The 25793-nt window shown below is 67.7% G+C and carries 40 protein-coding genes; 1 reads left to right on the top strand and 39 read right to left on the bottom strand.

Annotated features, from left to right (window positions below; translation table 11 throughout):
- Positions 1–57 precede the first annotated feature (57 nt).
- Positions 58–795, top strand: a complete 738-nt coding sequence (locus ACIBF5_RS05835) for a hypothetical protein (protein WP_396808524.1) — start codon at positions 58–60, stop codon at positions 793–795.
- A 28-nt stretch (positions 796–823) separates the two neighbouring features.
- Here ACIBF5_RS05835 and truA read toward each other — a convergent pair whose 3' ends face one another.
- From truA to ACIBF5_RS06030, 39 genes are all read right to left on the bottom strand, one after another.
- On the bottom strand, positions 824–1654 hold the full coding sequence (gene truA / locus ACIBF5_RS05840; RefSeq protein WP_396808525.1) for a tRNA pseudouridine(38-40) synthase TruA: 831 nt from the start codon (positions 1652–1654) through the stop codon (positions 824–826).
- A 162-nt stretch (positions 1655–1816) separates the two neighbouring features.
- The gene (gene rplQ, locus ACIBF5_RS05845; protein ID WP_396808527.1) at positions 1817–2380 is read right to left on the bottom strand and encodes a 50S ribosomal protein L17; all 564 of its coding nucleotides are present in this window, start codon (positions 2378–2380) and stop codon (positions 1817–1819) included.
- A gap of 48 nt (positions 2381–2428) precedes the next feature.
- Entirely contained in the window at positions 2429–3451 is a 1023-nt protein-coding gene (locus tag ACIBF5_RS05850) for a DNA-directed RNA polymerase subunit alpha (protein ID WP_396808528.1), read from the bottom strand.
- Between the two features lie 160 nt (positions 3452–3611).
- Positions 3612–4238, bottom strand: a complete 627-nt coding sequence (rpsD, locus tag ACIBF5_RS05855) for a 30S ribosomal protein S4 (protein ID WP_121158424.1) — start codon at positions 4236–4238, stop codon at positions 3612–3614.
- Between the two features lie 13 nt (positions 4239–4251).
- Entirely contained in the window at positions 4252–4659 is a 408-nt protein-coding gene (rpsK, locus tag ACIBF5_RS05860) for a 30S ribosomal protein S11 (RefSeq protein ID WP_007073011.1), read from the bottom strand.
- Positions 4660–4722: 63 nt separating this feature from the next.
- Positions 4723–5103, bottom strand: a complete 381-nt coding sequence (gene rpsM, locus ACIBF5_RS05865) for a 30S ribosomal protein S13 (protein WP_396808531.1) — start codon at positions 5101–5103, stop codon at positions 4723–4725.
- 230 nt (positions 5104–5333) lie between these two features.
- Positions 5334–5447: a 50S ribosomal protein L36 gene (gene rpmJ, locus ACIBF5_RS05870; protein ID WP_088982067.1), complete on the bottom strand. Its 114-nt coding sequence runs from the start codon at positions 5445–5447 to the stop codon at positions 5334–5336.
- 109 nt (positions 5448–5556) lie between these two features.
- On the bottom strand, positions 5557–5778 hold the full coding sequence (gene infA / locus ACIBF5_RS05875; protein ID WP_007073013.1) for a translation initiation factor IF-1: 222 nt from the start codon (positions 5776–5778) through the stop codon (positions 5557–5559).
- A gap of 451 nt (positions 5779–6229) precedes the next feature.
- Complete coding sequence (locus ACIBF5_RS05880; RefSeq protein ID WP_396808533.1) at positions 6230–6379, bottom strand: hypothetical protein; 150 nt, start codon at positions 6377–6379, stop codon at positions 6230–6232.
- Between the two features lie 20 nt (positions 6380–6399).
- Positions 6400–7251, bottom strand: a complete 852-nt coding sequence (map, locus tag ACIBF5_RS05885) for a type I methionyl aminopeptidase (RefSeq protein ID WP_396808535.1) — start codon at positions 7249–7251, stop codon at positions 6400–6402.
- Positions 7252–7481: 230 nt separating this feature from the next.
- The gene (locus ACIBF5_RS05890) at positions 7482–8135 is read right to left on the bottom strand and encodes an adenylate kinase (RefSeq protein WP_396808537.1); all 654 of its coding nucleotides are present in this window, start codon (positions 8133–8135) and stop codon (positions 7482–7484) included.
- Entirely contained in the window at positions 8136–9458 is a 1323-nt protein-coding gene (secY, locus tag ACIBF5_RS05895; protein ID WP_121162475.1) for a preprotein translocase subunit SecY, read from the bottom strand.
- 233 nt (positions 9459–9691) lie between these two features.
- The gene (rplO, locus tag ACIBF5_RS05900; protein WP_396808539.1) at positions 9692–10135 is read right to left on the bottom strand and encodes a 50S ribosomal protein L15; all 444 of its coding nucleotides are present in this window, start codon (positions 10133–10135) and stop codon (positions 9692–9694) included.
- Positions 10135–10317 carry a 50S ribosomal protein L30 gene (gene rpmD / locus ACIBF5_RS05905; protein WP_121158418.1) on the bottom strand — a complete coding sequence of 61 codons (183 nt, stop codon included), beginning with the start codon at positions 10315–10317 and terminating at the stop codon, positions 10135–10137. The genes rplO and rpmD overlap by 1 nt, the downstream gene beginning before the upstream one ends.
- Positions 10317–10931 carry a 30S ribosomal protein S5 gene (rpsE, locus tag ACIBF5_RS05910; RefSeq protein WP_121158417.1) on the bottom strand — a complete coding sequence of 205 codons (615 nt, stop codon included), beginning with the start codon at positions 10929–10931 and terminating at the stop codon, positions 10317–10319. The genes rpmD and rpsE overlap by 1 nt, the downstream gene beginning before the upstream one ends.
- Before the next feature lie 72 nt (positions 10932–11003).
- The gene (gene rplR, locus ACIBF5_RS05915) at positions 11004–11381 is read right to left on the bottom strand and encodes a 50S ribosomal protein L18 (RefSeq protein WP_342775895.1); all 378 of its coding nucleotides are present in this window, start codon (positions 11379–11381) and stop codon (positions 11004–11006) included.
- An 8-nt stretch (positions 11382–11389) separates the two neighbouring features.
- Entirely contained in the window at positions 11390–11932 is a 543-nt protein-coding gene (gene rplF / locus ACIBF5_RS05920; protein WP_121158415.1) for a 50S ribosomal protein L6, read from the bottom strand.
- Positions 11933–11948: 16 nt separating this feature from the next.
- Positions 11949–12356, bottom strand: a complete 408-nt coding sequence (gene rpsH, locus ACIBF5_RS05925) for a 30S ribosomal protein S8 (RefSeq protein ID WP_121158414.1) — start codon at positions 12354–12356, stop codon at positions 11949–11951.
- Positions 12357–12460: 104 nt separating this feature from the next.
- The gene (locus ACIBF5_RS05930; protein ID WP_007073023.1) at positions 12461–12646 is read right to left on the bottom strand and encodes a type Z 30S ribosomal protein S14; all 186 of its coding nucleotides are present in this window, start codon (positions 12644–12646) and stop codon (positions 12461–12463) included.
- Between the two features lies 1 nt (position 12647).
- Positions 12648–13232 (bottom strand): 50S ribosomal protein L5, encoded by a 585-nt coding sequence (gene rplE, locus ACIBF5_RS05935; RefSeq protein WP_396808542.1) that lies wholly within the window; start codon positions 13230–13232, stop codon positions 12648–12650.
- Complete coding sequence (gene rplX / locus ACIBF5_RS05940) at positions 13232–13552, bottom strand: 50S ribosomal protein L24 (RefSeq protein WP_211349329.1); 321 nt, start codon at positions 13550–13552, stop codon at positions 13232–13234. Before rplX ends, rplE begins: the two co-directional genes overlap by 1 nt.
- Positions 13549–13917, bottom strand: coding sequence for a 50S ribosomal protein L14 (gene rplN / locus ACIBF5_RS05945; protein WP_007465279.1), 369 nt, complete (start codon positions 13915–13917; stop codon positions 13549–13551). Before rplN ends, rplX begins: the two co-directional genes overlap by 4 nt.
- 136 nt (positions 13918–14053) lie before the next feature.
- Entirely contained in the window at positions 14054–14344 is a 291-nt protein-coding gene (gene rpsQ, locus ACIBF5_RS05950; protein ID WP_121158412.1) for a 30S ribosomal protein S17, read from the bottom strand.
- Entirely contained in the window at positions 14341–14577 is a 237-nt protein-coding gene (rpmC, locus tag ACIBF5_RS05955; protein ID WP_121158411.1) for a 50S ribosomal protein L29, read from the bottom strand. Before rpmC ends, rpsQ begins: the two co-directional genes overlap by 4 nt.
- The gene (rplP, locus tag ACIBF5_RS05960; protein ID WP_121158410.1) at positions 14577–15002 is read right to left on the bottom strand and encodes a 50S ribosomal protein L16; all 426 of its coding nucleotides are present in this window, start codon (positions 15000–15002) and stop codon (positions 14577–14579) included. Before rplP ends, rpmC begins: the two co-directional genes overlap by 1 nt.
- Positions 15003–15005: 3 nt before the next feature.
- The gene (rpsC, locus tag ACIBF5_RS05965; protein ID WP_396808545.1) at positions 15006–15884 is read right to left on the bottom strand and encodes a 30S ribosomal protein S3; all 879 of its coding nucleotides are present in this window, start codon (positions 15882–15884) and stop codon (positions 15006–15008) included.
- Positions 15884–16360 carry a 50S ribosomal protein L22 gene (gene rplV, locus ACIBF5_RS05970; protein WP_396808547.1) on the bottom strand — a complete coding sequence of 159 codons (477 nt, stop codon included), beginning with the start codon at positions 16358–16360 and terminating at the stop codon, positions 15884–15886. The genes rpsC and rplV overlap by 1 nt, the downstream gene beginning before the upstream one ends.
- Before the next feature lie 36 nt (positions 16361–16396).
- The gene (rpsS, locus tag ACIBF5_RS05975; protein ID WP_121158407.1) at positions 16397–16678 is read right to left on the bottom strand and encodes a 30S ribosomal protein S19; all 282 of its coding nucleotides are present in this window, start codon (positions 16676–16678) and stop codon (positions 16397–16399) included.
- Between the two features lie 15 nt (positions 16679–16693).
- Positions 16694–17533: a 50S ribosomal protein L2 gene (gene rplB, locus ACIBF5_RS05980; protein ID WP_121158406.1), complete on the bottom strand. Its 840-nt coding sequence runs from the start codon at positions 17531–17533 to the stop codon at positions 16694–16696.
- 12 nt (positions 17534–17545) lie between these two features.
- Complete coding sequence (gene rplW, locus ACIBF5_RS05985; RefSeq protein WP_121158405.1) at positions 17546–17848, bottom strand: 50S ribosomal protein L23; 303 nt, start codon at positions 17846–17848, stop codon at positions 17546–17548.
- Positions 17845–18513, bottom strand: a complete 669-nt coding sequence (rplD, locus tag ACIBF5_RS05990) for a 50S ribosomal protein L4 (protein WP_396808549.1) — start codon at positions 18511–18513, stop codon at positions 17845–17847. Before rplD ends, rplW begins: the two co-directional genes overlap by 4 nt.
- On the bottom strand, positions 18510–19175 hold the full coding sequence (rplC, locus tag ACIBF5_RS05995) for a 50S ribosomal protein L3 (protein ID WP_396808551.1): 666 nt from the start codon (positions 19173–19175) through the stop codon (positions 18510–18512). The genes rplD and rplC overlap by 4 nt, the downstream gene beginning before the upstream one ends.
- 11 nt (positions 19176–19186) lie before the next feature.
- Positions 19187–19495 (bottom strand): 30S ribosomal protein S10, encoded by a 309-nt coding sequence (gene rpsJ / locus ACIBF5_RS06000; protein WP_007073037.1) that lies wholly within the window; start codon positions 19493–19495, stop codon positions 19187–19189.
- 350 nt (positions 19496–19845) lie between these two features.
- Positions 19846–21039, bottom strand: a complete 1194-nt coding sequence (tuf, locus tag ACIBF5_RS06005) for an elongation factor Tu (protein WP_396808553.1) — start codon at positions 21037–21039, stop codon at positions 19846–19848.
- 233 nt (positions 21040–21272) lie between these two features.
- The gene (gene fusA, locus ACIBF5_RS06010) at positions 21273–23369 is read right to left on the bottom strand and encodes an elongation factor G (RefSeq protein ID WP_396808555.1); all 2097 of its coding nucleotides are present in this window, start codon (positions 23367–23369) and stop codon (positions 21273–21275) included.
- A 71-nt stretch (positions 23370–23440) separates the two neighbouring features.
- On the bottom strand, positions 23441–23911 hold the full coding sequence (gene rpsG / locus ACIBF5_RS06015; RefSeq protein WP_121158400.1) for a 30S ribosomal protein S7: 471 nt from the start codon (positions 23909–23911) through the stop codon (positions 23441–23443).
- A 1-nt stretch (position 23912) separates the two neighbouring features.
- The gene (gene rpsL / locus ACIBF5_RS06020; RefSeq protein ID WP_007465318.1) at positions 23913–24287 is read right to left on the bottom strand and encodes a 30S ribosomal protein S12; all 375 of its coding nucleotides are present in this window, start codon (positions 24285–24287) and stop codon (positions 23913–23915) included.
- Positions 24288–24751: 464 nt separating this feature from the next.
- Entirely contained in the window at positions 24752–25276 is a 525-nt protein-coding gene (locus ACIBF5_RS06025) for a hypothetical protein (protein WP_396808557.1), read from the bottom strand.
- A 91-nt stretch (positions 25277–25367) separates the two neighbouring features.
- Entirely contained in the window at positions 25368–25721 is a 354-nt protein-coding gene (locus ACIBF5_RS06030) for a hypothetical protein (RefSeq protein WP_396808849.1), read from the bottom strand.
- Positions 25722–25793 lie beyond the last annotated feature (72 nt).

The following is a 25793-nucleotide window of genomic DNA, read 5'->3' on the forward strand; positions in this document are numbered from 1 at the left end:
ACCGGCACCGCCCTGGTCCTCGCCGGCGGCCGAATCGGCCCCCCTCCGGTAGCCGCGGTGCGCGACCAGCGGCGTACCTGGCTGTTCGTGATCGGTGGCCTCGGCGCACTAGTCCTGCTTGCCGTCTGTGGGCTCAGCTCCTACTTCATGGTGGCCGACGAGCGGCAGGGCCGGGCCAGCCGAGGGACCGTCCCACCGGCACCCACGACACAGGTGCGGGACATCGGCACCCGTACGGTCGACCCGGCGCCCCTGACCGAAGCGGAGGTCTTCCCCTCCGACCAGATCCTGATCAATGCCGAAGAGCCGCCGTACCAGGTGCTCAAGACACAGGCGACGGACGACTGCGGTTCCGCCGCTTCCGGTGAGATCAGCGCTCTCTTCACCGAACTCGGCTGTAACCAGGTGGTACGCGGCACGCTGCGGTCACCGACCGGCGCGTACCTGGTCACCGCGGGCGTGTTCAACCTCGCCGACGCGACCGGCGCCGAGTGGGCGCACCAACGGATCAAGCCGATCGTGGACGGTGGCAAGGGTCGGTTCCAGGGCCTCGCCGCAGGCTCGGGCACCGAGGCGATCGCCCTCGCCTCCGCACAGGTCGGCTGGCACGTACGCGGTCACTTCCTGATCTTCTGCGTGATCGCGAAGTCCGACCGGACGGCGATCGGCGACAACGACCCGTACGCCCGACAGATCCTCTTCGACATGATCGAACTGCACCTGCGCGGCGGTGTCCTGGAACGGCGGGCGACCACACCGGTGGAGTCACCGGTGGAAGCGAAGCCGGTCTCCTGAGTCGGCGCGGGCGGACACCGGACCGCCGTCAGGCTTCCGCCGGCAGTCGCAACCGACGGGTACGCTCCGCGCGGTCGGCGTATCCGGCGGGGTCTTCGGGATAACCGACCTCGACCAGGGTCAACCCGTGGGCCGGCGCCACGGTGACCTCGCTCGACCGTTCCCGCCGGGTCAGCAGGCTCGCCGGCCACTCGACCGGCCGACGCCCGTCGCCGGCCACCAGCATCGCCCCGACCAGGCTGCGCACCATCGACTGGCAGAACGCGTCCGCCTGGACCGTGGCCACCAGGATCCCGTCCGGGTCCCGGCGCCAGTCCAGCCGGGTGACCTCGCGCAGCGTCGTCGCGTGTTCCTTGCGCCGGCAGTACGCGGCGAAATCGTGCTCGCCGACGAGTCCGGCCGCCGCGTGCGCCAGGGCGGCGAGTTCCAACGAGCGGGGCCAGGCCAGGATCTCGTGCCGGCGCAGCGGCTCCACCCCGTACGGGGCATCGGTCACGCGGTACTCGTAGCGGCGGAAGGTCGCCGAGAACCGGGCGTCGAACTCCGCCGGAACCTCGGTGACCGTACGAACCCGTACGTCACCCGGCAGGAGTCCGGCGAGTCGGCGCAGGAGCGAGTCGGCGAGCGGCTTCCAGGCGGCGTCCGCGAGGTCGACGTGGCACACCTGACCGGTGGCGTGTACACCGGCGTCGGTCCGCCCGGCGACGGTCAGCCCGGTCACCGCATCCGCGCCGAGCACCTTCGACAGCACCTCGGTGAGGACACCCGCGACGGTACGGCGTCCGGGCTGGGCCGCCCAGCCGGAGAAGTCGGTGCCGTCGTAGGCGACGTCCAGCCGTACCCGGGTGTGACCGACCACTGGCGTACCTCCTGTGAAGCCGCCATCGGCGGCGCTGGTGCTGGCCCTGGGGGGGGAAGCCGTCGGCGGGCCGGAAGCCGTGGGCGGGCCTGTACCCGCCACCGGCGGAAATGCGCGGGCCCGGCACCCCCGAAGGGGTGCCGGGCCCGACGTTGCCTGTGGTCAGGACTTGGCTTCGTTGGCCTCGTCGCTGTCCTCGCGGGCAGCCGCCGTGTCGCCCGACACCGACTCCGGTGCCTCGGCGTCCTGGTCAGCCGGGCCGGTCTCGGTGGTCTCGTCCTCGGGGGCGAGCGCCTCGACCTTGTCCTGCTGAGCCGCCTTGCGGGCGGCCGACTTCTGCGGGGTGCCGGCCGTCGGGGCGGTGACGACCAGTTCCTCGACCAGCTCGATGATCGCCATGGGGGCGTTGTCGCCCTTACGCGGCCCGGTCTTCACGATCCGGGTGTAGCCACCGGGACGGTTCGCGTACCGGGGGGCGATCTGGTCGAACAGGGTGTAGACGACGTCCTTGTCCCGCACCGTGCCGAGCACCTTACGACGGCTGGCCAGGTCGCCGCGCTTCGCCTTGGTGATCAACTGCTCCGCCAGGGGCCGCAGCCGCTTGGCCTTGGTCTCGGTCGTCTTGATCTTGCCGTGCTGGAACAGCGCGGTGGCCAGGTTGGCCAGCATCAGCCGCTCGTGCGCGGGGCTGCCGCCGAGGCGGGGACCCTTGGTGGGCGTGGGCATGCTTGGTGCTCCTCAGTAGTGGGCAGCTGATCTCCAGCTAGCCGAAAATCAAAGCTGCTCGGTCTCGCGGTAGTCGTCGGTGTCGTAGTCGCCCTCGCCAAAGGTGTCCACGACGTGCGCCGGGTCGAAGTTCGGGGCAGAGTCCTTCAGCCCCAGGCCCATCCCGGCGAGCTTCATCTTGACCTCGTCGATCGACTTCTGACCGAAATTCCGGATGTCGAGGAGGTCTGCCTCGGTACGCCCGATGAGCTCACCAACGGAGTTGATGCCCTCGCGCTTGAGGCAGTTGTAGGAGCGGACGGTGAGGTCGAGCTCCTCGATCGGCAGTGCCAGGTCGGCAGCGAGCTGCGCGTCCTGCGGCGACGGGCCGATGTCGATGCCCTCCGCCGTCTCGTCCAGCTCCCGGGCCAGGCCGAAGAGCTCGACCAGGGTGGAACCGGCGGACGCCAGAGCGGTACGCGGGCCGATCGACGCCTTGGTCTCGACGTCGATGATCAGGCGGTCGAAGTCCGTCCGCTGCTCGACCCGGGTGGCCTCGACCCGGTAGGTCACCTTCAGCACCGGCGAGTAGATCGAGTCGACCGGGATCCGGCCGATCTCGGCGCCGGCCTGCTTGTTCTGCGCGGCGGTGACGTAACCCCGGCCCCGCTCGACGGTCAGCTCCATGTCGAGCCGGCCCTTGCCGTTCAGGGTGGCGAGCTTGAGGTCACCGGTGTGCACCGACACTCCGGCCGGCGGCTGGATGTCCGCGGCGGTGACATCGCCGGGACCCTGCTTGCGCAGGTACATGCTGACCGGCTCGTCGTGGTCGGAGCTGACGCAGAGCTCCTTGACGTTCATGACCAGCTCGACCACGTCCTCCTTGACACCGGGGATCGTGGTGAACTCGTGCAGCACGCCGTCAATCTTGATCGACGTCACGGCCGCGCCCGGGATGGACGACAGCAGCGTACGGCGCAGGGAGTTGCCCAGGGTGTAACCGAAGCCCGGCTCAAGCGGTTCGATCGTGAACCGGGACCGGGTCTCGCTGATCGACTCCTCCGAGAGGGTCGGCCGCTGGGTGATGAGCACTTCAGTTCTCCTTGTTTCGGGGCGCCCACCATTTGACGCCCGTCTTTACCGCCATGCCAGCGAACTGGCGACCACCCGGGATCCGACCCGGGTCGGCCGTACGGCAACACCAGTGGCGTGCCGTACGGCCGACCCCGGACCGGGCCGAGCGGTTTCAGCCCTACTTGGAGTAGAGCTCGACGATCAGCTGTTCCTGGACCTGCGTGTCGATGACCTGCCGGGCCGGGAGCGAGTGCACCAGGATCTTCATCTGGCTGGGGATCGCCTCCAGCCAGGCCGGCACCGTGCGCGAACCCGACTGGGCCTGCGCGACGACGAACGGGGTCATCTCCTTGGACTTGCCCCGAACCTCGATGATGTCGTGTTCCTTGATGCGGTACGACGGGATGTCGACCTTCTTGCCGTTCACGATGAAGTGACCGTGCTTGACCAACTGGCGGGCCATGTCCCGGGACTGGGCGTAGCCAGCCCGGTAGACCACGTTGTCCAGCCGCGACTCGAGGATCTGCAGGAGGACCTCACCGGTCTTCGCCTGCTTGGCCACGGCCTCCTCGTAGTAACCGCGGAACTGCTTCTCCAGCACGCCGTAGACACGACGGGCCTTCTGCTTCTCACGAAGCTGGAGCAGGTACTCGGTCTCCTTGGTCCGACCCCGGCCGTGCTGTCCGGGCGGGAACGGCCGGGACTCGAACGGGCACTTCGGGCCATCGCACTTGCTGCCCTTGAGGAACAGCTTCATCTTCTCCCGCCGGCAACGGCGGCAGTCTGCACCGGTGTAACGAGCCATCTCTCTCTACCTCTCAGACCCGACGACGCTTCGGCGGACGGCACCCGTTGTGCGGCTGCGGGGTGACGTCGGAGATCTGCCCGACCTCCAGCCCGACGGCCTGCAGCGAACGGATAGCGGTCTCCCGGCCGGAGCCGGGGCCCTTGACGAACACGTCGACCTTGCGCATGCCGTGTTCCATCGCCCGGCGGGCGGCCGCCTCGGCGGCCAGCTGCGCGGCGAACGGAGTCGACTTGCGGGAGCCCTTGAAGCCGACCTGGCCGGCGGAGGCCCAGGAGATGACCGCACCAGTCGGGTCCGTGATCGACACGATGGTGTTGTTGAAGGTGCTCTTGATGTGCGCCTGCCCATGGGCGACGTTCTTGCGTTCCTTGCGCCGAACCTTCTTTACAGCGGCTCCGGCGCGAGCCTTCGGTGGCATAAGTCTGTGCGCTCCTAGTGTGGGATACCCGGCCGTGTCCTGAGGACGTGGCCGGAGCGGTTGTTACTTCCGGCCGGCCTTCTTCTTGCCTGCCACGGTCCGCTTCGGGCCCTTGCGGGTCCGGGCGTTGGTACGGGTCCGCTGACCACGTACGGGCAGGCCCCGGCGGTGCCGGATGCCCTCGTAGCAACCGATCTCGACCTTGCGGCGGATATCAGCGGCGACCTCGCGGCGCAGGTCACCCTCAACCTTGTAGTTCGCGTCGATGTGGTCGCGGAGCTGGACCAGCTCCTCGTCCGTGAGGTCCTTGGCGCGCTTGTCCGGAGAGATCCCGGTCGCAGCGAGCGTTTCGACGGCCCGGGTCCGACCGACCCCGAAAATGTAAGTGAGCGCGATCTCCATCCGCTTTTCGCGGGGGAGGTCGACGCCGGCTAGACGTGCCATGCGCGGGCGTACTCCTCGTGTTTTCTCGCGGAGGTCTCTGGCCCGGCCCATCCCGCCTGCCCCGGCGGGCCCCGGCCTCCGACCGGGGGTGAGCCACGAGAACCGACGCATCACACGACGGCGCGCTCGCGGCTGGGACGAGCTATTGCTGTGTTACTGGATCCTCTTGCGCTTGCGGATCGGCGACGAGGCTGCCCGACACCGGCCTGTCTAGTGGCCGGCCGACCGGATCAGCCCTGGCGCTGCTTGTGGCGCGGGTCGCTGCAGATGATCATGACCCGGCCGTGCCGGCGGATGACCCGGCACTTGTTGCAGATCCGCTTGACGCTCGGCTTGACCTTCACGGGTTTGCCTTACTTCCCATAAGGCCCAGCGACGTACGCACGGCGCTGGACTTCGAGGACGGACACGGACATTCCGGCCGTCGTCAGATGACTGAATCCGAACCTGGATTCACTTGTAGCGGTAGACGATGCGCCCGCGGGTCAGGTCGTACGGCGAAAGCTCGACGACAACCCGGTCCTCGGGCAGGATGCGGATGTAGTGCTGCCGCATCTTGCCGCTGATGTGAGCCAGCACCTTGTGGCCGTTCGCAAGCTCGACCCGGAACATGGCGTTCGGGAGCGGCTCAATGACCCGGCCCTCAATCTCGATGGCTCCGTCTTTTTTCGGCATGTCCTCCGCTGTCCTGACGTCGGTAACTCCGGACGGCTCACAACGCCTTACCCGGATGCCTGCCTCAATCAAGATCAGCCAACCGGACCAGCCGCGGCTCCGACTCCCACCGAAGCGCAGGGTGGGCATGCCGGAGTGGACGCTGTGCGCCGATCAGCCAGTGTACGCCCGCCCACGGATCGACGCCAAACCGAGGTAGCCCCGGTGTGGCGGATCGGACGAACCAGCCGATACTAGTCGGCCTTTCCGCCGAGGTGCCAGCCTCCCCGACCACTCGACGCCCCCTGCCCCGGCGCCCGGCCGACCGTCCGGCGTCGCCGATCCGGCCGCTCCTGCCCAGCCCGCAGCCTGTCAGAGGCGACACCGAGACGTACGGCGTCCGGTTGTCAGGCAGCCAACGGCCGGCCTCACCGAGATGACGACGTCCGGCCAGGGACCAGTGGGTCGGAGGTCATCCGGCCACCCGCCGGGAGGACTCCCACCCGCTCGGGTGCCGCCGGTTCCGGCGCACCGCCGACGCGGCGTCCAGCTCCTCGTACGTCTCCGCGGCGTACGCCGCCCGCGACTCGCCCCCACAGGGGTACGAGGCTGCCACCTCCACGCTGGCGAGCCCGAGGACGTTCAGCTCGAAGACGAGGTGGCCGGCTGGCGTGACGTGACCAGATCACCGAGCCGTGCCCGGCCCCCGTCCACGGCGGTGAGCACCCACACGCCGTCCGGGAGCAGCGCCATCGAGTGCTCGACATGGGCCGCGACGGAGTTGTCCCGGGTCACCACGGTCCAACCGTCGTCCAGCTCGGCCGTGCGCGGCGACCCCAACGTGATCATCGGCTCGATCGCCAGTGCCATCCCGGGCACCAGGCGGGGCCCACGCCCCGGCCGCCCGTGGTTGAGCACATGCGGATCCTGGTGCATCTCGGTCCCGATGCCGTGCCCGCCGTAGCCGTCGACAATGCCGTACCGCCCGCCCTTGCGAACCGCGATCTCGACCGCGGCCGAGATGTCGGTCAGCCGGCCGCGTCCGTTCGCCGCACCACGCGCCGCGGCGGCGATACCGGCCCACATCGCGTCCTCGGCGACCTCGGCCATCCGGAGCAGCTCGGGCTGAACCTCACCGACCCCGACCGTGATGGCCGCGTCTCCGTGCCATCCGTCCAGGACCGCGCCGCAGTCGATGGAGATCAGGTCTCCCTCCCGCAGCACCTGGTCGGCGGCGGGGATGGCGTGCACAACCTGCTCGTTGACGGAGGAACAAATCGAGGCCGGGAATCCGTGGTAGCCCTTGAACGACGGGATCGCCCCGGCATCCCGGATCACCGATTCGGCGATGGCGTCGAGTTCCGCAGTGGAGATCCCGGGAGCGACCGCCTCGCGCATGCGGGCCAACGCCGCCGCGACGACCAGTCCGGCCGACCGCATCTTGTCGATCTGCTCCGGGGTCTTCAGCTGGATGTCCAGCTGGTGACGGCGCATGCCGGGTCTACCTTTCCCTCGCGGTCACCGGGCTTACCCCGGCACCCGCCACTATTCGCCTGCCCGTGACACGTTCAGCTCTCTGGCTGTCGGCCGCTCCACGGTCACGCCCGGGGCTCGGCCCCTCCGTGTGCCCCGGGACGGGATCAAGCCTGACCTCCCAGAGCGGGGGTGCGGTGGGGCGCCACATCCACCCCACACGCACCCACGCCGATGCTGGAAATCAGAGCCTATCCGCCGTACGAGCGCAGCGCATCGATAGCCCGGACCGTGACGTCCTCCACCGGTCCGGTGGCGTCGATTCCCACCAGCTTGCCCTGGGCACCGTAGTAGTCGACCAGCGGCGCGGTCTTATCCGCGTACTCGCGCAGCCGCTCGGCGATCGTCTCGGCCTTGTCGTCGTCGCGCTGGAACAGCTCGGACCCGCACCGGTCGCAGATCCCCTGCTTGGTCGGCGCGTCGAACTCGATGTGCCAGATCTTGCCGCAGCCCCGACAGGTCCGCCGGCCGGAGAGCCGGCGGATCACCTCGTCGTCGTCCACGACCAGTTCCATCACCAGGTCGAGCGCGGTGCCCAGGTCGGCCAGGAGCTTGTCCAGCGCGGCCGCCTGCGGCGTCGTACGCGGGAAGCCGTCGAGCAGGAATCCCTCGGCGGCGTCCGGCTCGGCGAGCCGACCCCGGACCATGTTGATGGTGACCTCGTCGGGCACCAACTTGCCGGCGTCCATGTACCGCTTGGCCTCGACCCCCAGCGGCGTGCCCTGGGTGACGTTGGCGCGGAAGATGTCCCCGGTCGAGATCTTGGGCACGGCCAGCTGGGCGGCGATGAACTCGGCCTGGGTCCCCTTGCCCGCCCCAGGGGGACCAACCAGAACGAGTCGCATCTAGCGCAGGAACCCTTCGTAGTTCCGCTGCATGAGTTGGCTCTCGATCTGCTTCACCGTCTCCAGACCCACACCAACCATGATCAGCACCGCGGTACCACCGAACGGGAAGTTCTGGTACTGCTGGTTGTCCAGCCAGATGAAGAAGAAGTTCGGCAGGATCGAGATCAGGCCCAGGTAGAAGGCGCCGGGAAGAGTGATCCGGCTGAGGATGAAGTCGAGGTAGTCAGCGGTCGGCTTGCCCGGGCGGATACCCGGCACGAACCCGCCGTACTTCTTCATGTTGTCCGCGACCTCGGTCGGGTTGAACGTGATCGAGACGTAGAAGTACGTGAAGAAGATGATCAGCAGGAAGTACGCGATGATGTGCGTCGGGCTGCTCGGGCTCACCAGGTTGTTCTGGATCCACGCCTGTACGTCGCCCGGGTTGTTCTGGTCGAAGAACTGCAGCGCCAACTGGGGCAGGTAGAGCAGCGACGAGGCGAAGATGACCGGGATGACACCGGCCTGGTTCACCTTGAGCGGGATGTAGGTCGAGGTACCGCCGTACATCCGCCGGCCGATCATCCGCTTCGCGTACTGCACCGGAATCCGGCGCTGCGCCTGCTCGATGAAGACCACCAGCGAGATGACCACCAGGACCAGCAGGATGACCAGGAAGAACATCCCCCAGCCCTTGGAGGTCTTGATCGACCAACCCTCGCCGGGCAGCCGCGCGGCGATCGAGGTGAAGATCAGGACCGACATGCCGTTGCCGACGCCCCGGTCGGTGATCAGCTCACCGAGCCACATGACCACACCCGTGCCCGCGGTCATCGTGATGACCAGCACCGTCAGGGTGAGCCACATCGGCAGCCCGGTGTTCTCCGGGACGATGGGGAAGTTGTCGCACTGGTTGTTGAAGAGCTGCCCGGAGCGGGCCAGCGCGACGAACGCGGACGCCTGCAGCACGCCCAGGCCGAGCGTCAGGTAGCGCGTGTACTGGGTGATCTTCGCCTGCCCGGACTGACCCTCCTTGCGGAGCTGCTCCAACCGCGGAATAACCACGGTGAGCAGCTGAAGGATGATCGAGGCGGTGATGTAGGGCATGATGCCCAGCGCGAAGACCGACAGCGACAGTAGCGCGCCGCCGGAGAAGAGGTTCAACAGCGACAGCACGCCGTCGGTCTGGATCGTGTCCAGACACTTCTGCACGTTGCCGAAGGAGACACCCGGGCTGGGGAGCGTCGCACCGAGTCGGTAGACGCCGATGATAGCTACTGTGAACAGCAGCTTCTTGCGCAGGTCAGGCGTACGAAACGCACTGAAAAAGGCGGAGAGCAACTTCATCCTCCTGCGCGAGGCGGGCCGCCGGTGGTCCGGCGCGGCTTAGGGTGGTCGTCGAGCGGTAGCCCGATACCAGTGCTGGGATCGGACTCTAACAGCCCGGCGCCGATCCGGGCAGGTGCGCCCATGAACATACACCGGGTCCGATGTTAACGAGGGGCACGGCCCCTTAGTAGACCTTGGCGCCCGTCAGTTGCAGACAACTGACGGGCGCCAAGGCCGCGTTCGTCCTACAGCTCGGTGGTCGAGCCGCCAGCAGCCGCGATCTTCTCCTTGGCCGACGCACTGAACGCGTGTGCCGACACCTGGAGCGTCACGCCGCCGAGATCTCCGGCACCGAGCACCTTGACCGGCTGGCCCTTGCGGACCGCACCCGCCTCGACGAGCTCGGCCGGACCGATCTGGCCGCCCTTGGGGAACAACTCCGCGAGCCGGTCCAGATTCACAACCTGGAACTCCACGCGGAAGGGGTTCTTGAAGCCCTTCAGCTTCGGCAGGCGCATGTGGATGGGCATCTGCCCACCCTCGAACGCCGCCGAGATGTTCTTGCGGGCCTTGGAGCCCTTGGTGCCCCGACCGGCGGTCTTGCCCTTGGAGCCTTCACCACGACCCACGCGGGTCTTGGCGGTCTTGGCACCGGGCGCCGGGCGCAGGTGATGGACCTTGATCGTCATTACTCGACCTCCTCGACCTTCACGAGGTGGCTCACGGTGAAGATCATGCCCCGAATCTCGGGGCGGTCCTCCTTGACCACCACGTCATTGATCCGCTTGAGACCGAGCGACCGCAGGGACTCCCGCTGGTTGTGCTTGGTCCCGATGTCGGATCGGAGCTGGGTGACCTTGAGCCGTGCCATCAGCGGGTCACCCCCGCCCGCGCCGCCAGCATGGCGGCCGGCGCGACGTCCTCCACCGGCAGGCCACGACGCTTGGCAACCGCCTCCGGCGACTCCAGCCCCTTCAGGGCCGCGACGGTGGCGTGCACGATGTTGATCGGGTTCGACGATCCGAGGCTCTTGGAGAGCACGTCGTGGATACCGGCGCACTCCAGCACGGCACGCACCGGTCCACCGGCGATCACACCGGTACCGGCGCTGGCCGGCTTGAGCAGCACCACGCCAGCGGCGTCCTCACCCTGGACCGGGTGCGGAATCGACGCGGCGATCCGCGGCACCTTGAAGAAGTGCTTCTTGGCCTCCTCGACGCCCTTGGCGATCGCCGCGGGCACCTCCTTGGCCTTTCCGTAGCCCACACCGACGGTGCCGTCGCCGTCGCCCACGATCACCAGGGCGGTGAAGCTGAAGCGACGACCACCCTTCACGACCTTGGCGACACGGTTGATCGCGACGACCCGCTCGATGTGCGGCGTCTTCTCGACGGGCGCGTTTCCGCGGCCGCCCTCACGGCGGTTGTCGCGGCGACCACCCTCGTTGCCACCGGACCCGCCGCCACGGCGCTGTTGACCTGGCATCAGCAGCCTTCCTTATCTCTCGTGACGGGGTTACTAACTTGCGATCCTCGTCCGACGCGCATCAGACGCCCGTCAGAACTCGAGCCCGGCTTCGCGGGCGGCGTCGGCGAGCGCGGCGATCCGCCCCGCGTACCGGTTGCCACCGCGGTCGAAGACGACCTTGGAGATGCCGGCGGCCTTCGCCCGCTCGGCCAGCAGTGCGCCGACCTTGCCGGCCAGGGCGCTCTTGTCGCCCTCGCCGCCGCGGAGCGACGTGTCCAGGCTGGAAGCCGACGCCAGGGTGTGACCCTTGGTGTCGTCGACCACCTGGGCCGTGATGTGCCGGAGCGAGCGGGTGACAACCAGCCGCGGACGGTCGGAGGTGCCGCTGACGTTCTTGCGGACCCGGAAGTGTCGCCGCGCCCGCCCGACGGCGCGCTTGGCGGCAACGCCGCGACGGCGCTTGAGCAGCGTGGCGCTCACTTCTTACCTGCCTTTCCAGCCTTACGGCGGATGACCTCGCCCTGGTACTTCACGCCCTTGCCCTTGTAGGGCTCCGGCGGCCGGATCTTCCGGATCTTGGCGGCGACCTCACCAACCAACTGCTTGTCGATGCCGGCCACGTGGAACAGCGTGGGCCGCTCGACCGTGAAGGTGATCCCCGCCGGAGCCGGGACCAGGACCGGGTGGGAGAACCCGAGCGCGAACTCCAGGTCGCTGCCCTTGGCGGTGACCCGGTAACCCGTGCCGGCGATCTCCAGCGTCTTACGGTAGCCCTCGGTCACCCCGACGATCATGTTGGCCACCAGCGTGCGGCTCAGACCGTGCAGCTCCTTGGCGCGACGCTCGTCGTTCGGACGGGTCACCTCCAGCTGACCGTCCTCGGCCCGCTCCGCCTTGATCGGCTCAGCGAGGGTGTGCGAGAGCTCGCCCTTCGGGCCCTTGACCTTGACGGTCGGCCCGGTGATCGTGACGTCGACTCCGGCGGGCACCGGGATCAACTTACGTCCAATACGCGACATTTCTACCTGTCTCCCGTTACCAGACGAAGGCGAGGACTTCCCCGCCAACGCTCCGCTTGCGGGCCTGCCGGTCGGTGAGCAGGCCCTGGGACGTCGAAATGATCGCCACGCCCAGCCCACCGAGCACCCGGGGGAGCTCGTCCGACTTGGCGTACACCCGGAGACCGGGCTTGGAGACGCGCTTGATGCCCGCCAGGCTCCGCTCGCGGCTCTGGCCGTACTTCAGCTCGACGACCAGCCGCTTGCCGACGACACCCTCTTCGGGCTCCTCGACCGACCAGGTGGCGATGTAACCCTCGGTCTTGAGGACCTCGGCGATGTTCGCCTTGATCTTCGAGTAGGGCATCGTCACCCGGTCGTGGTACGCCTGGTTGGCGTTACGCAGACGCGTGAGCATGTCTGCGATCGGGTCAGTCATAGTCATTGGTTTTCGTCAGCCTTTCTCACCGCGGTTCCCGGGGCACACGGCCCGGGGCCTACGGCGTTGCGATCCTCGCCCCGACCAACGGTCAGGACGCTGCTGGGCCTTTACCAGGAAGCCTTGGACACGCCGGGCAGCTCACCACGGTGGGCCATTTCCCGGATGCACACGCGGCAGAGCCCGAACTTGCGGTAGACCGCCTTCGGGCGACCACACCGCTGGCAGCGGGTGTAGGCGCGAACCGAGAACTTCGGCTTCGCGGCCGCTTTGAGGATCAGCGCCTTCTTCGCCATCTCAGTTCTCCTTGCTCGGGTCTTCACGGAACGGGAAGCCCAGGTGCTTCAACAGCGCCCGACCCTCGTCGTCCTTCGTGGCCGTGGTGACCACCGTGATGTCCATGCCCCGCTGCCGATCGATCTTGTCCTGGTCGATCTCGTGGAACACCGACTGCTCGGTCAGACCGAAGGTGTAGTTGCCGTGGCCGTCGAGCTTGCGCCCGTCGAGACCGCGGAAGTCACGAATACGCGGCAGCGCGATGGAGAGCAGCCGGTCCAGGAACTCCCACATCCGGTCACCCCGGAGGGTCACCTTCGCGCCGATCGGCATCCCCTCACGGAGCTTGAACTGCGCGATCGACTTGGTCGCCCGCCGCACCTGCGGCTTCTGGCCGGTGATGGTGGCCAGGTCACGAACCGCACCGTCGATCAGCTTGGCGTCGCGAGCAGCCTCGCCGACACCCATGTTGACGACGATCTTGACCAGACCCGGCACCTGCATCGGGTTCTGGTAGCCGAACTGCTCGCGCAGCGCGGCCGCGATCTCGTTGCGGTACCGCTCCTTGAGGCGCGGCATGGTCTTGGCTTCGGTAGCCGTGCTCATCACAGGTCCTTACCGGTGCTACGCGCGATGCGGACCTTCTGGCCACTGTCGTCGATCCGGTAACCGACCCGGGTCGGGTTGCCGTCGGAGTCCAGGATCTGCACGTTCGACACGTGGATCGCGGCCTCCTGAGTGACGATGCCACCGGTCTTGGCGCCACGCTGAGTGGTGCTGATGCGGGTGTGCTTCTTGACCCGGTTCACGCCCTCGACCAGGACCTTGTCCTGCCGCGGGTAGGCCGCGATGACCTTACCCTTGGCACCCTTGTCCTTGCCGGCGATGACGACGACCGTGTCACCCTTCTTGATTTTCACGGTCACAACACCTCCGGCGCGAGGGAAATGATCTTCATGAACCGCTTGTCCCGCAGCTCCCGACCCACCGGGCCGAAGATGCGGGTACCACGCGGGTCGCCACCGTCCTTGATGATGACGGCCGCGTTCTCGTCGAAGCGGATGTACGAGCCGTCCGGACGCCGCCTCTCCTTGGCGGTGCGGACGACGACCGCCTTGACGACGTCGCCCTTCTTCACACCGGCACCCGGAATGGCGTCCTTGACCGTGGCCACGATGACGTCGCCGATACTCGCGTAGCGCCGACCGGAGCCACCGAGAACCCGGATGCACAGGATCTCCCGGGCACCCGTGTTGTCGGCGACGCGCAGTCGCGACTCCTGCTGAATCACGTCTATCTCCTATGTCTGCCGGTTCTCAGACGGCTGTATGTCTCCGGCCTGTACCTACCAGCTGGAAACTCATGCCGTCTGAGCCTGGCGGAACCCTGAGCTTGCTGTCCGGTCCGCTTCCGCGGCCCGGCCGGCTCTACTTGGCCTTTTCGAGGATCTCCACGACCCGCCACCGCTTGGTGGCGGAGAGCGGACGGGTCTCCATCAGCAGCACGCGGTCGCCGATGCCGCACGCGTTCTGCTCGTCGTGCACCTTCAGCTTGCGCGTACGGCGCAGAACCTTGCCGTACAGCGCGTGCTTGACCCGGTCCTCAACCTCGACCACGACAGTCTTGTCCATCTTGTCGCTGACCACGAGGCCCTCGCGCACCTTGCGCTGGGCCCGCGGGGCGGTGGTGGTCCCCTCCGGGGCGGTCGACTCGCTCATGATGCAGTCACCTCAGTCGGCGCGGCAGAGAGACCCAGCTCGCGCTCACGCATGATCGTGTAGATCCGGGCGATCTCCCGACGGATGACCTGCAGCCGGCGATTGTTGTCCAGCTGGCCGGTCGCGGCCTGCACGCGGAGGTTGAACAGCTCCGCCTTGGCCTCGCGCAGCTTCGTGACCAGCTCCTCCTCGGAGAGCTCACGCAGCTCGCCGGCCTTAACGCCCGCGGCCATCAGCTTTCACCCACTTCGCGTGTCACAATTCGGCACTTCATCGGGAGCTTGTGGATCGCGCGACGCATTGCCTCTCGCGCGGTCTGCTCGTTGGGGAAGGACATCTCGAAGAGCACCCGTCCCGGCTTAACGTTGGCGACCCACCACTCGGGCGAGCCCTTACCGGAACCCATCCGGGTTTCAGCGGGCTTCTTGGTCAGGGCCTGGTCCGGGAAGACCGTGATCCAGACCTTGCCACCACGCTTGATGTGCCGGGTCATCGCGATACGCGCCGACTCGATCTGCCGGTTGGTCACGTACGCGGGCTCCAGCGCCTGGATTCCGAACTCGCCGAACACCACCCGGTTGCCGCCCTTCGACGCGCCATGGCGGTCGGGGTGGTGCGGCTTGCGGAAGCCCTTCGGGGGCTTGCGCGGCATCAGCATCTGTCAGCCCTCCTGCGCTGAGCTGTCCGATCCGGCCGGAGCCGGAGTGGCCGGGGCGGCGCTAGCCGCCGCGGCCTGGTCGTTCGTGGCCTCGGCCGGGGTGCCGGCGAACTCCGCCGCCGCTGCGCGCCCAGCCTCGGTGCCGCCGGCGGTGGTACCGGACGAGCCGGACCGCCCACGACGCGGCCGCTCGGGCCGGTCACCACGGTCGCGACGCGGACGGGCCGGGCCGGCCTCGGCCGGAGCTTCCCGACCGGGTACGGCGTCGCCCTTGTAGATCCACACCTTCACGCCGATCCGGCCGAAGGTGGTCCGCGCCTCGAAGAAGCCGTACTCGATGTTGGCCCGCAGCGTGTGCAGCGGCACCCGACCCTCGCGGTAGAACTCCGTACGGCTCATCTCCGCGCCGCCGAGACGGCCGGAGACCTGCACCCGGATTCCCCGAACGATCGGGTTCTTCATCGCCGACTGCATCGCCTTGCGCATCGCCCGACGGAAGCTGACCCGGCTGGACAGCTGCTCGGCCACACCCTGTGCGACAAGCTGCGCGTCCGACTCGGGGTTCTTCACCTCGAGGATGTTCAGCTGCACCTGCTTGCCGGTGAGCTTCTCCAGCTCTCCGCGGATCCGGTCGGCCTCCGCACCCTTACGGCCGATCACAATGCCCGGCCGTGCGGTGTGGATGTCGACCCGGACCCGGTCCCGGGTGCGCTCGATGTCGACCTTGGAGATACCAGCCCGCTCCAAGCCCTTGGACATCATCCGGCGGATCTTGACATCCTCGCCGATGTAGTCCTTGTAGAGCTTGTCCGCGAACCAGCGGGACTTCCAATCGGTCGAGATGCCAAGCCGGAACCCAATCGGGTGAACCTTCTGACCCATTACTCGGCACCTTCCGTCTTGCTCTGCGTGTCGGCAGCCTCGGCCTCGGTGGCCGGCGTGGCCTTGGCCGGTGCGGCCTTCTTCGCCGCGTTCCGCCGCGCCGGAGCGGCCGGTGCGACCGCCTCGACCACGATGGTGATGTGGCTCGTCCGCTTGCGGATCCGGTACGCCCGGCCCTGCGCCCGCGGCCGGAACCGCTTCATCGTCGGGCCCTCGTCGACATACGCCTCGCTCACGAGCAGCGCGTCGGGGTCCAGCCGCTCGTTGTTCTCGGCGTTGGCGATCGCACTCGCGAGCACCTTGTAGACCTGCTCGCTCGCAGCCTGCGGCGCGAACTGGAGCACCGTGAGCGCCTCCTTCGCGGGCAGGCCGCGGACGAGGTTGACCACCCGGCGAGCCTTCGTCGCCGAGATGCCCACGTGCCGCGCAACCGCCCGCGCGCCCGGAAGCACCGGAGCGTCGCCCTTAACTGGCATCGCTGAAACCCCTTGATCCTTTATCCGTGGCCCGGCTCAGCGCCGGCGACTCTTCCGGTCGTCCTTCTCGTGACCCTTGAACGTACGGGTCAGCGCAAACTCGCCGAGCTTGTGCCCGACCATCGCCTCGGTGACGAACACCGGAACGTGCTTGCGCCCGTCGTGCACGGCGATCGTGTGCCCGAGCATGTCCGGGATGATCATCGAACGCCGGGACCACGTCTTGATGACGTTCTTCGAGCCCTTCTCGTTCTGCGTCTCCACCTTCTTGAGCAGGTGGTCGTCGACGAACGGGCCCTTCTTCAAGCTGCGAGGCATGTCTACCTAACTCCCTTAGCCGCGCTTGCGGGTCGCGTAGCGGCGGCGGACGATCAGCCGGTCGCTCGGCTGGCCCTTACGACGGGTGCGGCCCTCGGGCTTACCCTGCGGGTTGACCGGGTGGCGGCCACCGGAGGTCTTACCCTCACCACCACCGTGCGGGTGGTCCACCGGGTTCATCGCGACACCACGGACGGTCGGGCGCTTGCCCTTCCACCGCATACGGCCGGCCTTGCCCCAGTTGATGTTTGACTGGTCGGCGTTGCCGATCTCGCCCACCGTCGCCCGGCACCGCACGTCCACCCGCCGGATTTCACCGGAAGGCATACGCAGCGTGGCGTAGGCACCCTCACGGCCCAGCAGCTGGATGCCGACGCCGGCCGAACGGGCCAGCTTGGCCCCGCCGCCCGGGCGCAGCTCCACGCCGTGGATGGTGGTACCCACCGGGATGTTGCGCAGCGGCAGGTTGTTGCCCGGCTTGATGTCGGCGGTCGGGCCCGACTCCACCGCGTCGCCCTGCTTCAGGTCCTTCGGCGCGATGATGTAACGCTTCTCGCCGTCGGCGTAGTGCAGCAGCGCGATACGCGCGGTGCGGTTGGGGTCGTATTCGATGTGCGCGACCTTGGCCGGCACACCGTCCTTGTCCACCCGCTTGAAGTCGATCAGCCGGTACTGCCGCTTGTGCCCACCGCCGTGGTGCCGGGTGGTGATCCGGCCGTGGGCGTTACGCCCACCCTTCTTCGGCAGCGGAGCCAGCAGCGACTTCTCGGGAGTCGACCTGGTGATCTCGGCGAAGTCGGCGACGCTGGAGCCACGTCGGCCAGGCGTCGTCGGCTTGTATTTACGGATTGCCATTGTCTACACCCCTCAGCTGACCGGGCCGCCGAAGGCCTCGATGCGGTCGCCGTCAGCCAGCTTCACCATCGCGCGCTTCGTGGCCTTGCGCTGGCCGAACCCGTTACGGGTCCGCTTGCGCTTGCCCTCGCGGTTGAGCGTGTTGACCGTCAGGACGCGCACGTCGAAGATCTGCTGGATAGCAATCTTGATCGCGGTCTTGTTCGCGTCCGGGTGCACCAGGAAGGTGTACCAGTTACGGTTCAGCTCGCTGTAGCTCTTCTCGGAGACGACCGGCGCGACGATGATGTCCCGCGGGTCGGCGATCGTGCTCACTTCTCGTCGCCCTCACTTCCGGACTCGTCCGCGGTCTGTGCCCCCGGAACGCCCAGGAACTCGTCCAGCGCATCCCGGGTGAAGATCACGTCGTCGGCCACCAGCACGTCGTACGTGTTGAGCTGGCCGGACTCGATCAGGTGCACCCGCGGCTCGTTGCGCAGCGAGATCCAGTTCAGCTCGTCGGTGCGGCTCAGCACGACCAGCACCCGCTTGGCCTCGGTCAGCTTGCTCAGCGTGGCCAGTGCCGCCTTGGTCGACGGCTTCTCGCCACCGACGAACGACTCCACCACGTGCACCTGACCAGCGCGGGCCCGGTCCGACAGAGCGCCACGCAGTGCGGCGGCCTTCATCTTCTTCGGGGTCCGCTGGCTGTAGTCACGCGGCACCGGGCCGTGGACGACGCCACCGCCGGCGAACTGCGGCGCGCGGATCGAGCCCTGACGGGCGCGACCGGTGCCCTTCTGCTTGTACGGCTTCTTGCCGCCACCGGCGACCTCGCCGCGGGTCTTCGCCTTGTGCGTGCCCTGGCGCGCGGCGGCCAGCTGGGCCACCACGACCTGGTGCATCAGCGAAAGGTTCGCCTGCACGTCGAAGATGCTGTCGGGCAGCTCAACCGAGCCGCTCGTGCCACCCTCGACGGTGCGCACGTCAACGGAGGTCACTTCGCCACACCGCCCTTCTTCGCCTGCACCTTGGCCGCGGAGCGAACCAGCACCAGCGCACCCTTGGGGCCCGGGATGGCGCCACGGACGAGCAGCAGATTCTGCTCGGCGTCGACCGCCTGGACGACCAGGTTCTGCGAGGTGAACCGACGCGCACCCATGCGACCGGCCATCCGTACACCCTTGAACACGCGACCGGGGGTCGCGCAGGCGCCGATGGAACCGGGCGAGCGGTGCTTGCGCTCGACACCGTGTCCCGCGCCCAGGCCGTGGAAGCCGTGGCGCTTCATGACACCGGCGAAGCCCTTGCCCTTGGTCCGGCCGGTCACGTCGATCATCGCGCCCTTGGCGAACGCGTCGACGGTGACCTCCTGGCCGAGCTCGTACTCCGACGCGTCGGAGGTGCGCAGCTCGACGATGTGGCGCCGGGGGGCCACACCGGACTTCGCGAAGTGCCCGGCACGCGGCTTCTTGACCTTGCGCGGGTCAACTACGCCGTACGCCAACTGGACCGCGGAGTACCCGTCCTTGTCGGTGGTACGGACCTGGCTCACGACGCACGGGCCGGCCTGCACCACGGTCACCGGGACAACGCGGTTGTTGTCCCAGACCTGGGTCATGCCGAGCTTGGCGCCCAGGATGCCCTTAACTTGCCTGTCCATTAGTCCGGTCCCTACAGCTTGATCTCGATGTCGACGCCAGCCGGCAGGTCGAGGCGCATGAGCGAGTCGACCGTCTTCGGGGTCGGGTCGATGATGTCGATCAGACGCTTGTGCGTGCGCATCTCGAAGTGCTCGCGCGAGTCCTTGTACTTGTGCGGCGAACGGATCACGCAGAAACGGTTGATCTCCGTGGGCAGCGGCACCGGGCCCGCGACCTGCGCCCCGGTGCGCGTCACCGTCTCCACGATCTTCCGCGCCGAGGAGTCGACGACCTCGTGGTCATAGGCCTTGAGCCGGATGCGGATCTTCTGTCCCGCCATGGTGGCTTCTGTTCCTTCTCTCGATGCCGCTGTCTTGCGGGTGCTCACCACCTGGTAGAGCCCCACTTCGCCGACCCCCGCGGTCGGGCGTGTCGCGCTCCGGGATCAGACTCCGCCCAGCATTCCCCGGGGCAATCTGACCTTCGCGGGTCGGTCGAGGCGCCGGTCATGAAAAACATGACCCAGACGCCGTGCGAGGGTGGTTGACCACGTGTGGCGGTCAACCACCCTGCGCGCGACTTATCGTCAGCATTAACCCGGAGTCCCGGGCGCACGCCGACAAACGGTCGGTACGCAACCTGACTAGTATGCCGTACTACCGCACGGCAACGCTAATCGGGGTTACCTTTTTACTTTACGATCTTGGTGACGAACCCGGCGCCGACCGTCCGGCCACCCTCCCGGATCGCGAACTTGAGGTTGTCCTCCATCGCGATGGGCTGGATCAGCTTGACGGACATCGTCGTGTTGTCGCCCGGCATGACCATCTCGGTGCCCTCGGGCAGCGTGACGACGCCGGTAACGTCCGTGGTACGGAAGTAGAACTGCGGACGGTAGTTCTGGAAGAACGGGGTGTGCCGTCCACCCTCCTCCTTGGAGAGGATGTAGACGGTCGCCTCGAACTCGGTGTGCGGGGTGGTGGTCCCCGGCTTCACCACGACCATGCCGCGCTCAACCTCGTCGCGCTTGGTACCACGGAGCAGCAGGCCGACGTTCTCACCTGCGCGGGCGTCGTCCAGGGTCTTCCGGAACATTTCGATCGCGGTGACCTTGGTCTTGAAGCCCTTCTCCTTGATGCCGACGACCTCGACGTCCTCGTTCGGCAGGAGAACGCCACGCTCGACCCGACCGGTGACGACGGTGCCACGACCGGTGATCGTGAACACGTCCTCAACCGGCATCAGGAACGGCTTGTCGGTCTCACGGGCCGGCTGCGGGATCGAGGTGTCGACCGCGGCCATCAGCTCCATGAGCCGGTCGGTCCACTCCGGGTCGCCCTCGAGCGCCTTCAGCGCCGAGACGCGGACGACCGGCAGGTCGTCGCCCGGGTACTCCTGACCCGAGAGCAGCTCACGAACCTCAAGCTCGACGAGCTCCAGGAGCTCCTCGTCATCGACCATGTCGCTCTTGTTGAGCGCCACGACGATGTACGGCACGCCAACCTGGCGAGCCAGCAGCACGTGCTCGCGGGTCTGCGGCATCGGGCCGTCGGTCGCCGCGACCACCAGGATCGCGCCGTCCATCTGCGCGGCACCGGTGATCATGTTCTTGATGTAGTCGGCGTGACCGGGGCAGTCAACGTGCGCGTAGTGCCGCGCCTCGGTCTGGTACTCGACGTGCGCGATCGAGATCGTGATGCCGCGGGCCTTCTCCTCCGGCGCCTTGTCGATCTCGTCGAACGGCGTGTACGGGTTGAGGTCGGGCATCTTGTCGTGCAGGACCTTGGTGATGGCCGCCGTCAGCGTCGTCTTACCGTGGTCGATGTGACCAATGGTGCCGATGTTGACGTGCGGCTTAGTCCGCTCGAACTTCGCCTTCGCCACTGGTGTCCTCCTGTGGACTTCTTGGTTCGTACGCCCGGCACGCCATTCGGCGTTCAGGACTCTGTCGACAGCCTTACCGGCCCATTTCGGCCGGGAAGCACTTGGGTCTTGCGGCGGTGAAACCTTCAGGCCCGGTCTCTTGCAGCCCGGCCCGTGCAGGCCGCGGCGAGATTACCCGCCTGTGGCCCTAGCGGTATCACCGGCCCGGCTACGAGCAAGTGACGCGTTGTGCGCTACTCACCCGTCGCCTTCGCGATGATCTCCTTCGCGACGCTCTGCGGAACCTCGGCGTAGGAGTCGAACTGCATGCTGTAGCTAGCCCGGCCCTGGGTCTTCGACCGCAGGTCGCCGACATAGCCGAACATCTCCGACAACGGCACCAGGGCGCGGACGACGCGAGCGCCGCTCCGCTCCTCCATGGCCTGGATGATGCCGCGGCGGGAGTTAAGGTCGCCGATGACGTCACCCATGTTGTCCTCAGGGGTGGTGACCTCAACGGCCATCATCGGCTCGAGCAGCGCGGGGTCGGCCTTGCGGGCCGCTTCCTTGAGCGCCATCGAACCGGCGATCTTGAATGCCATTTCGGACGAGTCGACCTCGTGGTACTGGCCGTCGACCAGCGTCAGCTTCAGGCCCACCAGCGGGTAGCCGGCCAGGGTGCCGTACTGCATGGCGTCCTGGGCGCCGGCGTCCACCGACGGGATGAACTCACGCGGGATGCGACCACCGGTCACCGCGTTGACGAACTCGTACGTCGGCGAATCGTTGCCGAGCGGCAGCGGCTCAAGGCTGACGATGACCCGGGCGTACTGACCCGAACCACCGGTCTGCTTCTTGTGCGTGTACTCGACCTTCTCCACCTTGCGGCGGATGGTCTCGCGGTACGCCACCTGCGGCTTACCGATGTTGGCCTCGACGTTGAACTCGCGGCGCATCCGGTCGACCAGGATGTCCAGGTGGAGCTCGCCCATACCGGAGATGACCGTCTGGCCGGTCTCCTCGTCGAGCTTGACCCGGAAGGTCGGGTCCTCCTCGGCGAGCCGCTGGATCGCGGTGCCGAGCTTCTCCTGGTCGGACTTGGTCTTCGGCTCGATCGCCACGTTGATGACCGGCTCCGGGAACGTCATCGATTCCAGGATGACCGGGTTCGCCGGGTCGGAGAGCGTGTCACCGGTGGTGGTCTGCTTCAGACCCTGGACCGCGATGATGTCGCCAGCCTGAGCGGAGGGACGCTCTTCCCGCTTGTTGGCGTGCATCTGGTAGATCTTGCCGATCCGCTCCTTGCGGTCCTTGGTGGAGTTGATCACCTGGGAACCGGATTCGAGCGTGCCGGAGTAGACCCGGACGTAGGTCAGCTTGCCGAGGTGCTTGTCAGTCTGGATCTTGAAGGCCAGACCGGAGAACGGCTCGCTGTTGGAGGGCTTACGCAGCAGCACGGTCTCGCCGTCGGTCGCGGTGCCCTCGACCGCCGGGATGTCCAGCGGCGACGGCAGGAAGTCGACCACGGCGTCGAGCATCGGCTGGACGCCCTTGTTCTTGAACGCCGAACCGCAGAGCACCGGGTTCGCCTTGCCCGCGATGGTGGCCCGCCGGATGGCGGCCTTGATCTCCTCGACGGAGATCTCCTCACCCTCGAGGTACTTCTCCATCACCGAGTCGTCGACGTCAGCGAGGGTCTCCAGCAGCTTGTCGCGCCACTCGGAGGCGGAGTCGACGAGGTCGGCCGGGATCTCCTCGACCGCGTAGTCCTCACCCTTCTGGGTCTCGCCACGCCAGGTCAGCGCGCGCATACCGATCAGGTCGACAACACCGATGTGGTCGCCTTCGAGCCCGATCGGGATCTGCAGGACCAGCGGGGTGGCGTTGAGCCGGTCGATCATCATCTGCACGCAGCGGAAGAAGTCGGCGCCGGTCCGGTCGAGCTTGTTGACGAAGCACATCCGGGGGACGTTGTACTTGTCCGCCTGGCGCCAGACGTTCTCGGTCTGCGGCTCCACGCCGGCGACCCCGTCGTACACCGCGACCGCACCGTCCAGCACCCGCAGCGACCGCTCGACCTCGACCGTGAAGTCGACGTGGCCGGGCGTGTCGATGATCTGGATCGTGTGGCCCTTCCACTCACACTTGGTGGCGGCGGAGGTGATGGTGATCCCCCGCTCCTGCTCCTGCTCCATCCAGTCCATGACGGCGGCGCCCTCGTGGACCTCACCGATCTTGTACGTGATGCCGGTGTAGAACAGGATCCGCTCGGTGGTCGTGGTCTTACCAGCATCGATGTGCGCCATGATGCCGATGTTGCGTACCTTGGCGAGCGCGTCTGCGGCGGCCACTTCAATCCCTACTTATCGTCGTCTCGACAACCTGGTCGTGCCGCCGCCCTGCGGCGGCGGCACGAGGTGTGTTACCAGCGGTAGTGCGCGAAGGCCTTGTTCGACTCGGCCATCTTGTGCGTGTCCTCGCGCCGCTTGACGGCGGCACCGAGGCCGTTGCTCGCGTCGAGCAGCTCGTTCATCAGGCGCTCGATCATGGTCTTCTCACGACGCGCCTTGGAGTACGTGACCAACCAGCGCAGTCCGAGGGTGGTCGCCCGAGCCGGGCGAACCTCGACCGGCACCTGGTAGGTGGCGCCACCGACCCGGCGGCTGCGCACCTCCAGCGTCGGCTTCACGTTGTCCATCGCCCGCTTGAGGGTGACTACCGGGTCGGTGCCCGACTTCTCCCGGCAGCCCTCAAGGGCGCCGTAGACGATGCGCTCGGCGAGCTGACGCTTGCCACGGAGCAGGATCTTGTTCACCAGCTGGGTGACCAGCGGCGAGTTGTACACCGGGTCGGCGACCAACGGCCGGCGCGGAGCGGGTCCCTTACGCGGCATGTCAGCTCTTCTCCTTCTTCGCGCCGTAACGGCTGCGCGCCTGCTTGCGGTTACGAACGCCCTGGGTGTCCAGCGAGCCGCGGACAATCTTGTAGCGCACGCCGGGGAGGTCCTTCACCCGGCCACCGCGAACGAGCACGATCGAGTGCTCCTGCAGGTTGTGCCCCACGCCCGGGATGTACGCGGTCACCTCGATCTGGCTGCTCAGCTTCACACGAGCGACCTTGCGCAGCGCCGAGTTGGGCTTCTTCGGGGTGGTGGTGTAAACACGCGTGCACACGCCGCGCCGCTGCGGGCTGCCCTTCAGCGCGGGCGTCTTGGTCTTCGTCGTCTTAGCCTGGCGGCCCTTTCGGACCAACTGCTGAATGGTGGGCACCGGGTTTTCCGCTCCCTCCGACCGCCTGCCTGGCGGTCGCGCCTTGGTCGTAGTCGCCCGGGTGGGTGACTCTCCTACATTCCAACCGAACCCGTCCGTGGATGGCTCCGGCACCCGCGGTCGGGCGTGTCGCCCTTCCACGGTCCCGCCACGCGCTCTCGCCCGCAGCGGATTTCCCGACCAGCGGACGTCGCCCGCCGATCTTTTCGACTGTGTCGTGGTGCCGCTCGTCAACCGGAACACCGGCTCGGGAGCACGCACGAGTTGCCCGGGCGAGCCCGGGCACGAGGGGAAGGGTACCTACCAGAAGCACCCAGGTCAAAACGGGGTTCGGTGCAAAAGCCACGCCGTGGCCTTGCTCACTCCGTCAGACCCGTGCACCTATAACAGGCACCGCTGTCGTCAAGTGTACCGGCCCCCCTGGGAAACGCCCGGCCGGCCCCCGGTCACCCGTCCCGGAGCGCTCAGCCCAGCTGCAGGATCACGGCCAGCCCGAATGCCAGCACGGTCACCGCCAGCCCGGCGACCCCGCACCAGACGCCGGCCGACGCGAGTCCCGCACCGGCGAACCGGACCGCCGGTGGCGGCGCGTTACGTCGCGTCTGCCGCCGGCCAATCACCCCCAGCACGATCGCGGCAGCGCCGAGAAGGGCCCCGAGTACCCCGAACGCGCCCGCGGCCCACGCTCCCCAACCGCCGCTCGCGCCGATCAGGCCGAAGCAGAGCACCACCAGCGAGACCATGATCGAGCCGATGCCCGCGCTCAGGGCACCGACCGCCAGGCCCGAGATGATCGGCGGCACCTCCAGGTAGGCGAGCCCGAACGGCGTACCGGGGACGGCGTCGACCCGGCGGGGCGGGCGCCACGTGTCGCGGGGCGGCAACGGCACCGGTCCGCCGACGCCCGTCGGCCCGGGACCGCTCGACATCATGGGGTACGCGGCGGGCTGACCGCCCGCCCCGAGGGGTGGCCGCGCCTCATCCGTCACCGACGTCCCCCTCCGAGAGCCCTGCTCGCCTCACCACCGACCGGATCGGCCCCGGTCCCTACGAGTCCCCATACTCTAGGCAGTCCGCCCGCTAGTCGATGGTGGGGGCAAAGTCCTGCCCCGGTGTACCCGCCAGGTTCAGCAGACCGATCACAAGCAGCACCACGGTCGTCGCCGCCGCCAGCACGATGCCGACCCAGGCGAGCCGCTCGCCCCGACGCAGCAGGTCCCCGCCGGTGAGATAACCGGCGGAGGCGTACGCCTCCTGACGGGCCTGGCGGAGCAGCAGCAGCGCAACCGTGGCCGGCACGATGCCGCCGAGCAGGATCCCGGTCAACGCCGCCACGAGCCCCAGGGCGTAGACCGTACGGGCCTTGGTCGAGCGCACCGGGTCCGGGTCGAGCGGATGCCGCAGCACCGGTCCGGGCACGGTCGACGGCGTCATCTCCACCTCGCCACCCTACAAACACGGCGGGCGCCCCGCGCGTCGTCGTTACGACACGCGGGGCGCCCGGAT

The sequence above is a fragment of the Micromonospora sp. NPDC050417 genome (assembly GCF_044458865.1).
In the GTDB taxonomy this organism is placed as follows: domain Bacteria; phylum Actinomycetota; class Actinomycetes; order Mycobacteriales; family Micromonosporaceae; genus Micromonospora_G.

Coding starts and splice junctions, on each gene's coding strand:
- rplQ (WP_396808527.1), bottom strand. CDS start 2,380: ATGCCCACGCCCACCAAGGGTCCCCGCCTCGGCGGCAGCCCCGCGCAC.
- rpsD (WP_121158424.1), bottom strand. CDS start 4,238: ATGGCTCGTTACACCGGTGCAGACTGCCGCCGTTGCCGGCGGGAGAAG.
- rpsK (WP_007073011.1), bottom strand. CDS start 4,659: ATGCCACCGAAGGCTCGCGCCGGAGCCGCTGTAAAGAAGGTTCGGCGC.
- rpsM (WP_396808531.1), bottom strand. CDS start 5,103: ATGGCACGTCTAGCCGGCGTCGACCTCCCCCGCGAAAAGCGGATGGAG.
- infA (WP_007073013.1), bottom strand. CDS start 5,778: ATGCCGAAAAAAGACGGAGCCATCGAGATTGAGGGCCGGGTCATTGAG.
- map (WP_396808535.1), bottom strand. CDS start 7,251: ATGCGCCGTCACCAGCTGGACATCCAGCTGAAGACCCCGGAGCAGATC.
- ACIBF5_RS05890 (WP_396808537.1), bottom strand. CDS start 8,135: ATGCGACTCGTTCTGGTTGGTCCCCCTGGGGCGGGCAAGGGGACCCAG.
- rplO (WP_396808539.1), bottom strand. CDS start 10,135: ATGACGATCAAGGTCCATCACCTGCGCCCGGCGCCCGGTGCCAAGACC.
- rpmD (WP_121158418.1), bottom strand. CDS start 10,317: ATGGCACGGCTCAAGGTCACCCAGCTCCGATCCGACATCGGGACCAAG.
- rpsE (WP_121158417.1), bottom strand. CDS start 10,931: ATGCCAGGTCAACAGCGCCGTGGCGGCGGGTCCGGTGGCAACGAGGGT.
- rplF (WP_121158415.1), bottom strand. CDS start 11,932: ATGTCGCGTATTGGACGTAAGTTGATCCCGGTGCCCGCCGGAGTCGAC.
- rpsH (WP_121158414.1), bottom strand. CDS start 12,356: ATGACTATGACTGACCCGATCGCAGACATGCTCACGCGTCTGCGTAAC.
- ACIBF5_RS05930 (WP_007073023.1), bottom strand. CDS start 12,646: ATGGCGAAGAAGGCGCTGATCCTCAAAGCGGCCGCGAAGCCGAAGTTC.
- rplE (WP_396808542.1), bottom strand. CDS start 13,232: ATGAGCACGGCTACCGAAGCCAAGACCATGCCGCGCCTCAAGGAGCGG.
- rpsQ (WP_121158412.1), bottom strand. CDS start 14,344: ATGAGCGAGTCGACCGCCCCGGAGGGGACCACCACCGCCCCGCGGGCC.
- rpmC (WP_121158411.1), bottom strand. CDS start 14,577: ATGGCCGCGGGCGTTAAGGCCGGCGAGCTGCGTGAGCTCTCCGAGGAG.
- rplP (WP_121158410.1), bottom strand. CDS start 15,002: ATGCTGATGCCGCGCAAGCCCCCGAAGGGCTTCCGCAAGCCGCACCAC.
- rpsC (WP_396808545.1), bottom strand. CDS start 15,884: ATGGGTCAGAAGGTTCACCCGATTGGGTTCCGGCTTGGCATCTCGACC.
- rplV (WP_396808547.1), bottom strand. CDS start 16,360: ATGCCAGTTAAGGGCGACGCTCCGGTGCTTCCGGGCGCGCGGGCGGTT.
- rpsS (WP_121158407.1), bottom strand. CDS start 16,678: ATGCCTCGCAGCTTGAAGAAGGGCCCGTTCGTCGACGACCACCTGCTC.
- rplB (WP_121158406.1), bottom strand. CDS start 17,533: ATGGCAATCCGTAAATACAAGCCGACGACGCCTGGCCGACGTGGCTCC.
- rplC (WP_396808551.1), bottom strand. CDS start 19,175: ATGGACAGGCAAGTTAAGGGCATCCTGGGCGCCAAGCTCGGCATGACC.
- rpsJ (WP_007073037.1), bottom strand. CDS start 19,495: ATGGCGGGACAGAAGATCCGCATCCGGCTCAAGGCCTATGACCACGAG.
- rpsG (WP_121158400.1), bottom strand. CDS start 23,911: ATGCCGCGTAAGGGACCCGCTCCGCGCCGGCCGTTGGTCGCCGACCCG.
- ACIBF5_RS06030 (WP_396808849.1), bottom strand. CDS start 25,721: ATGACGCCGTCGACCGTGCCCGGACCGGTGCTGCGGCATCCGCTCGAC.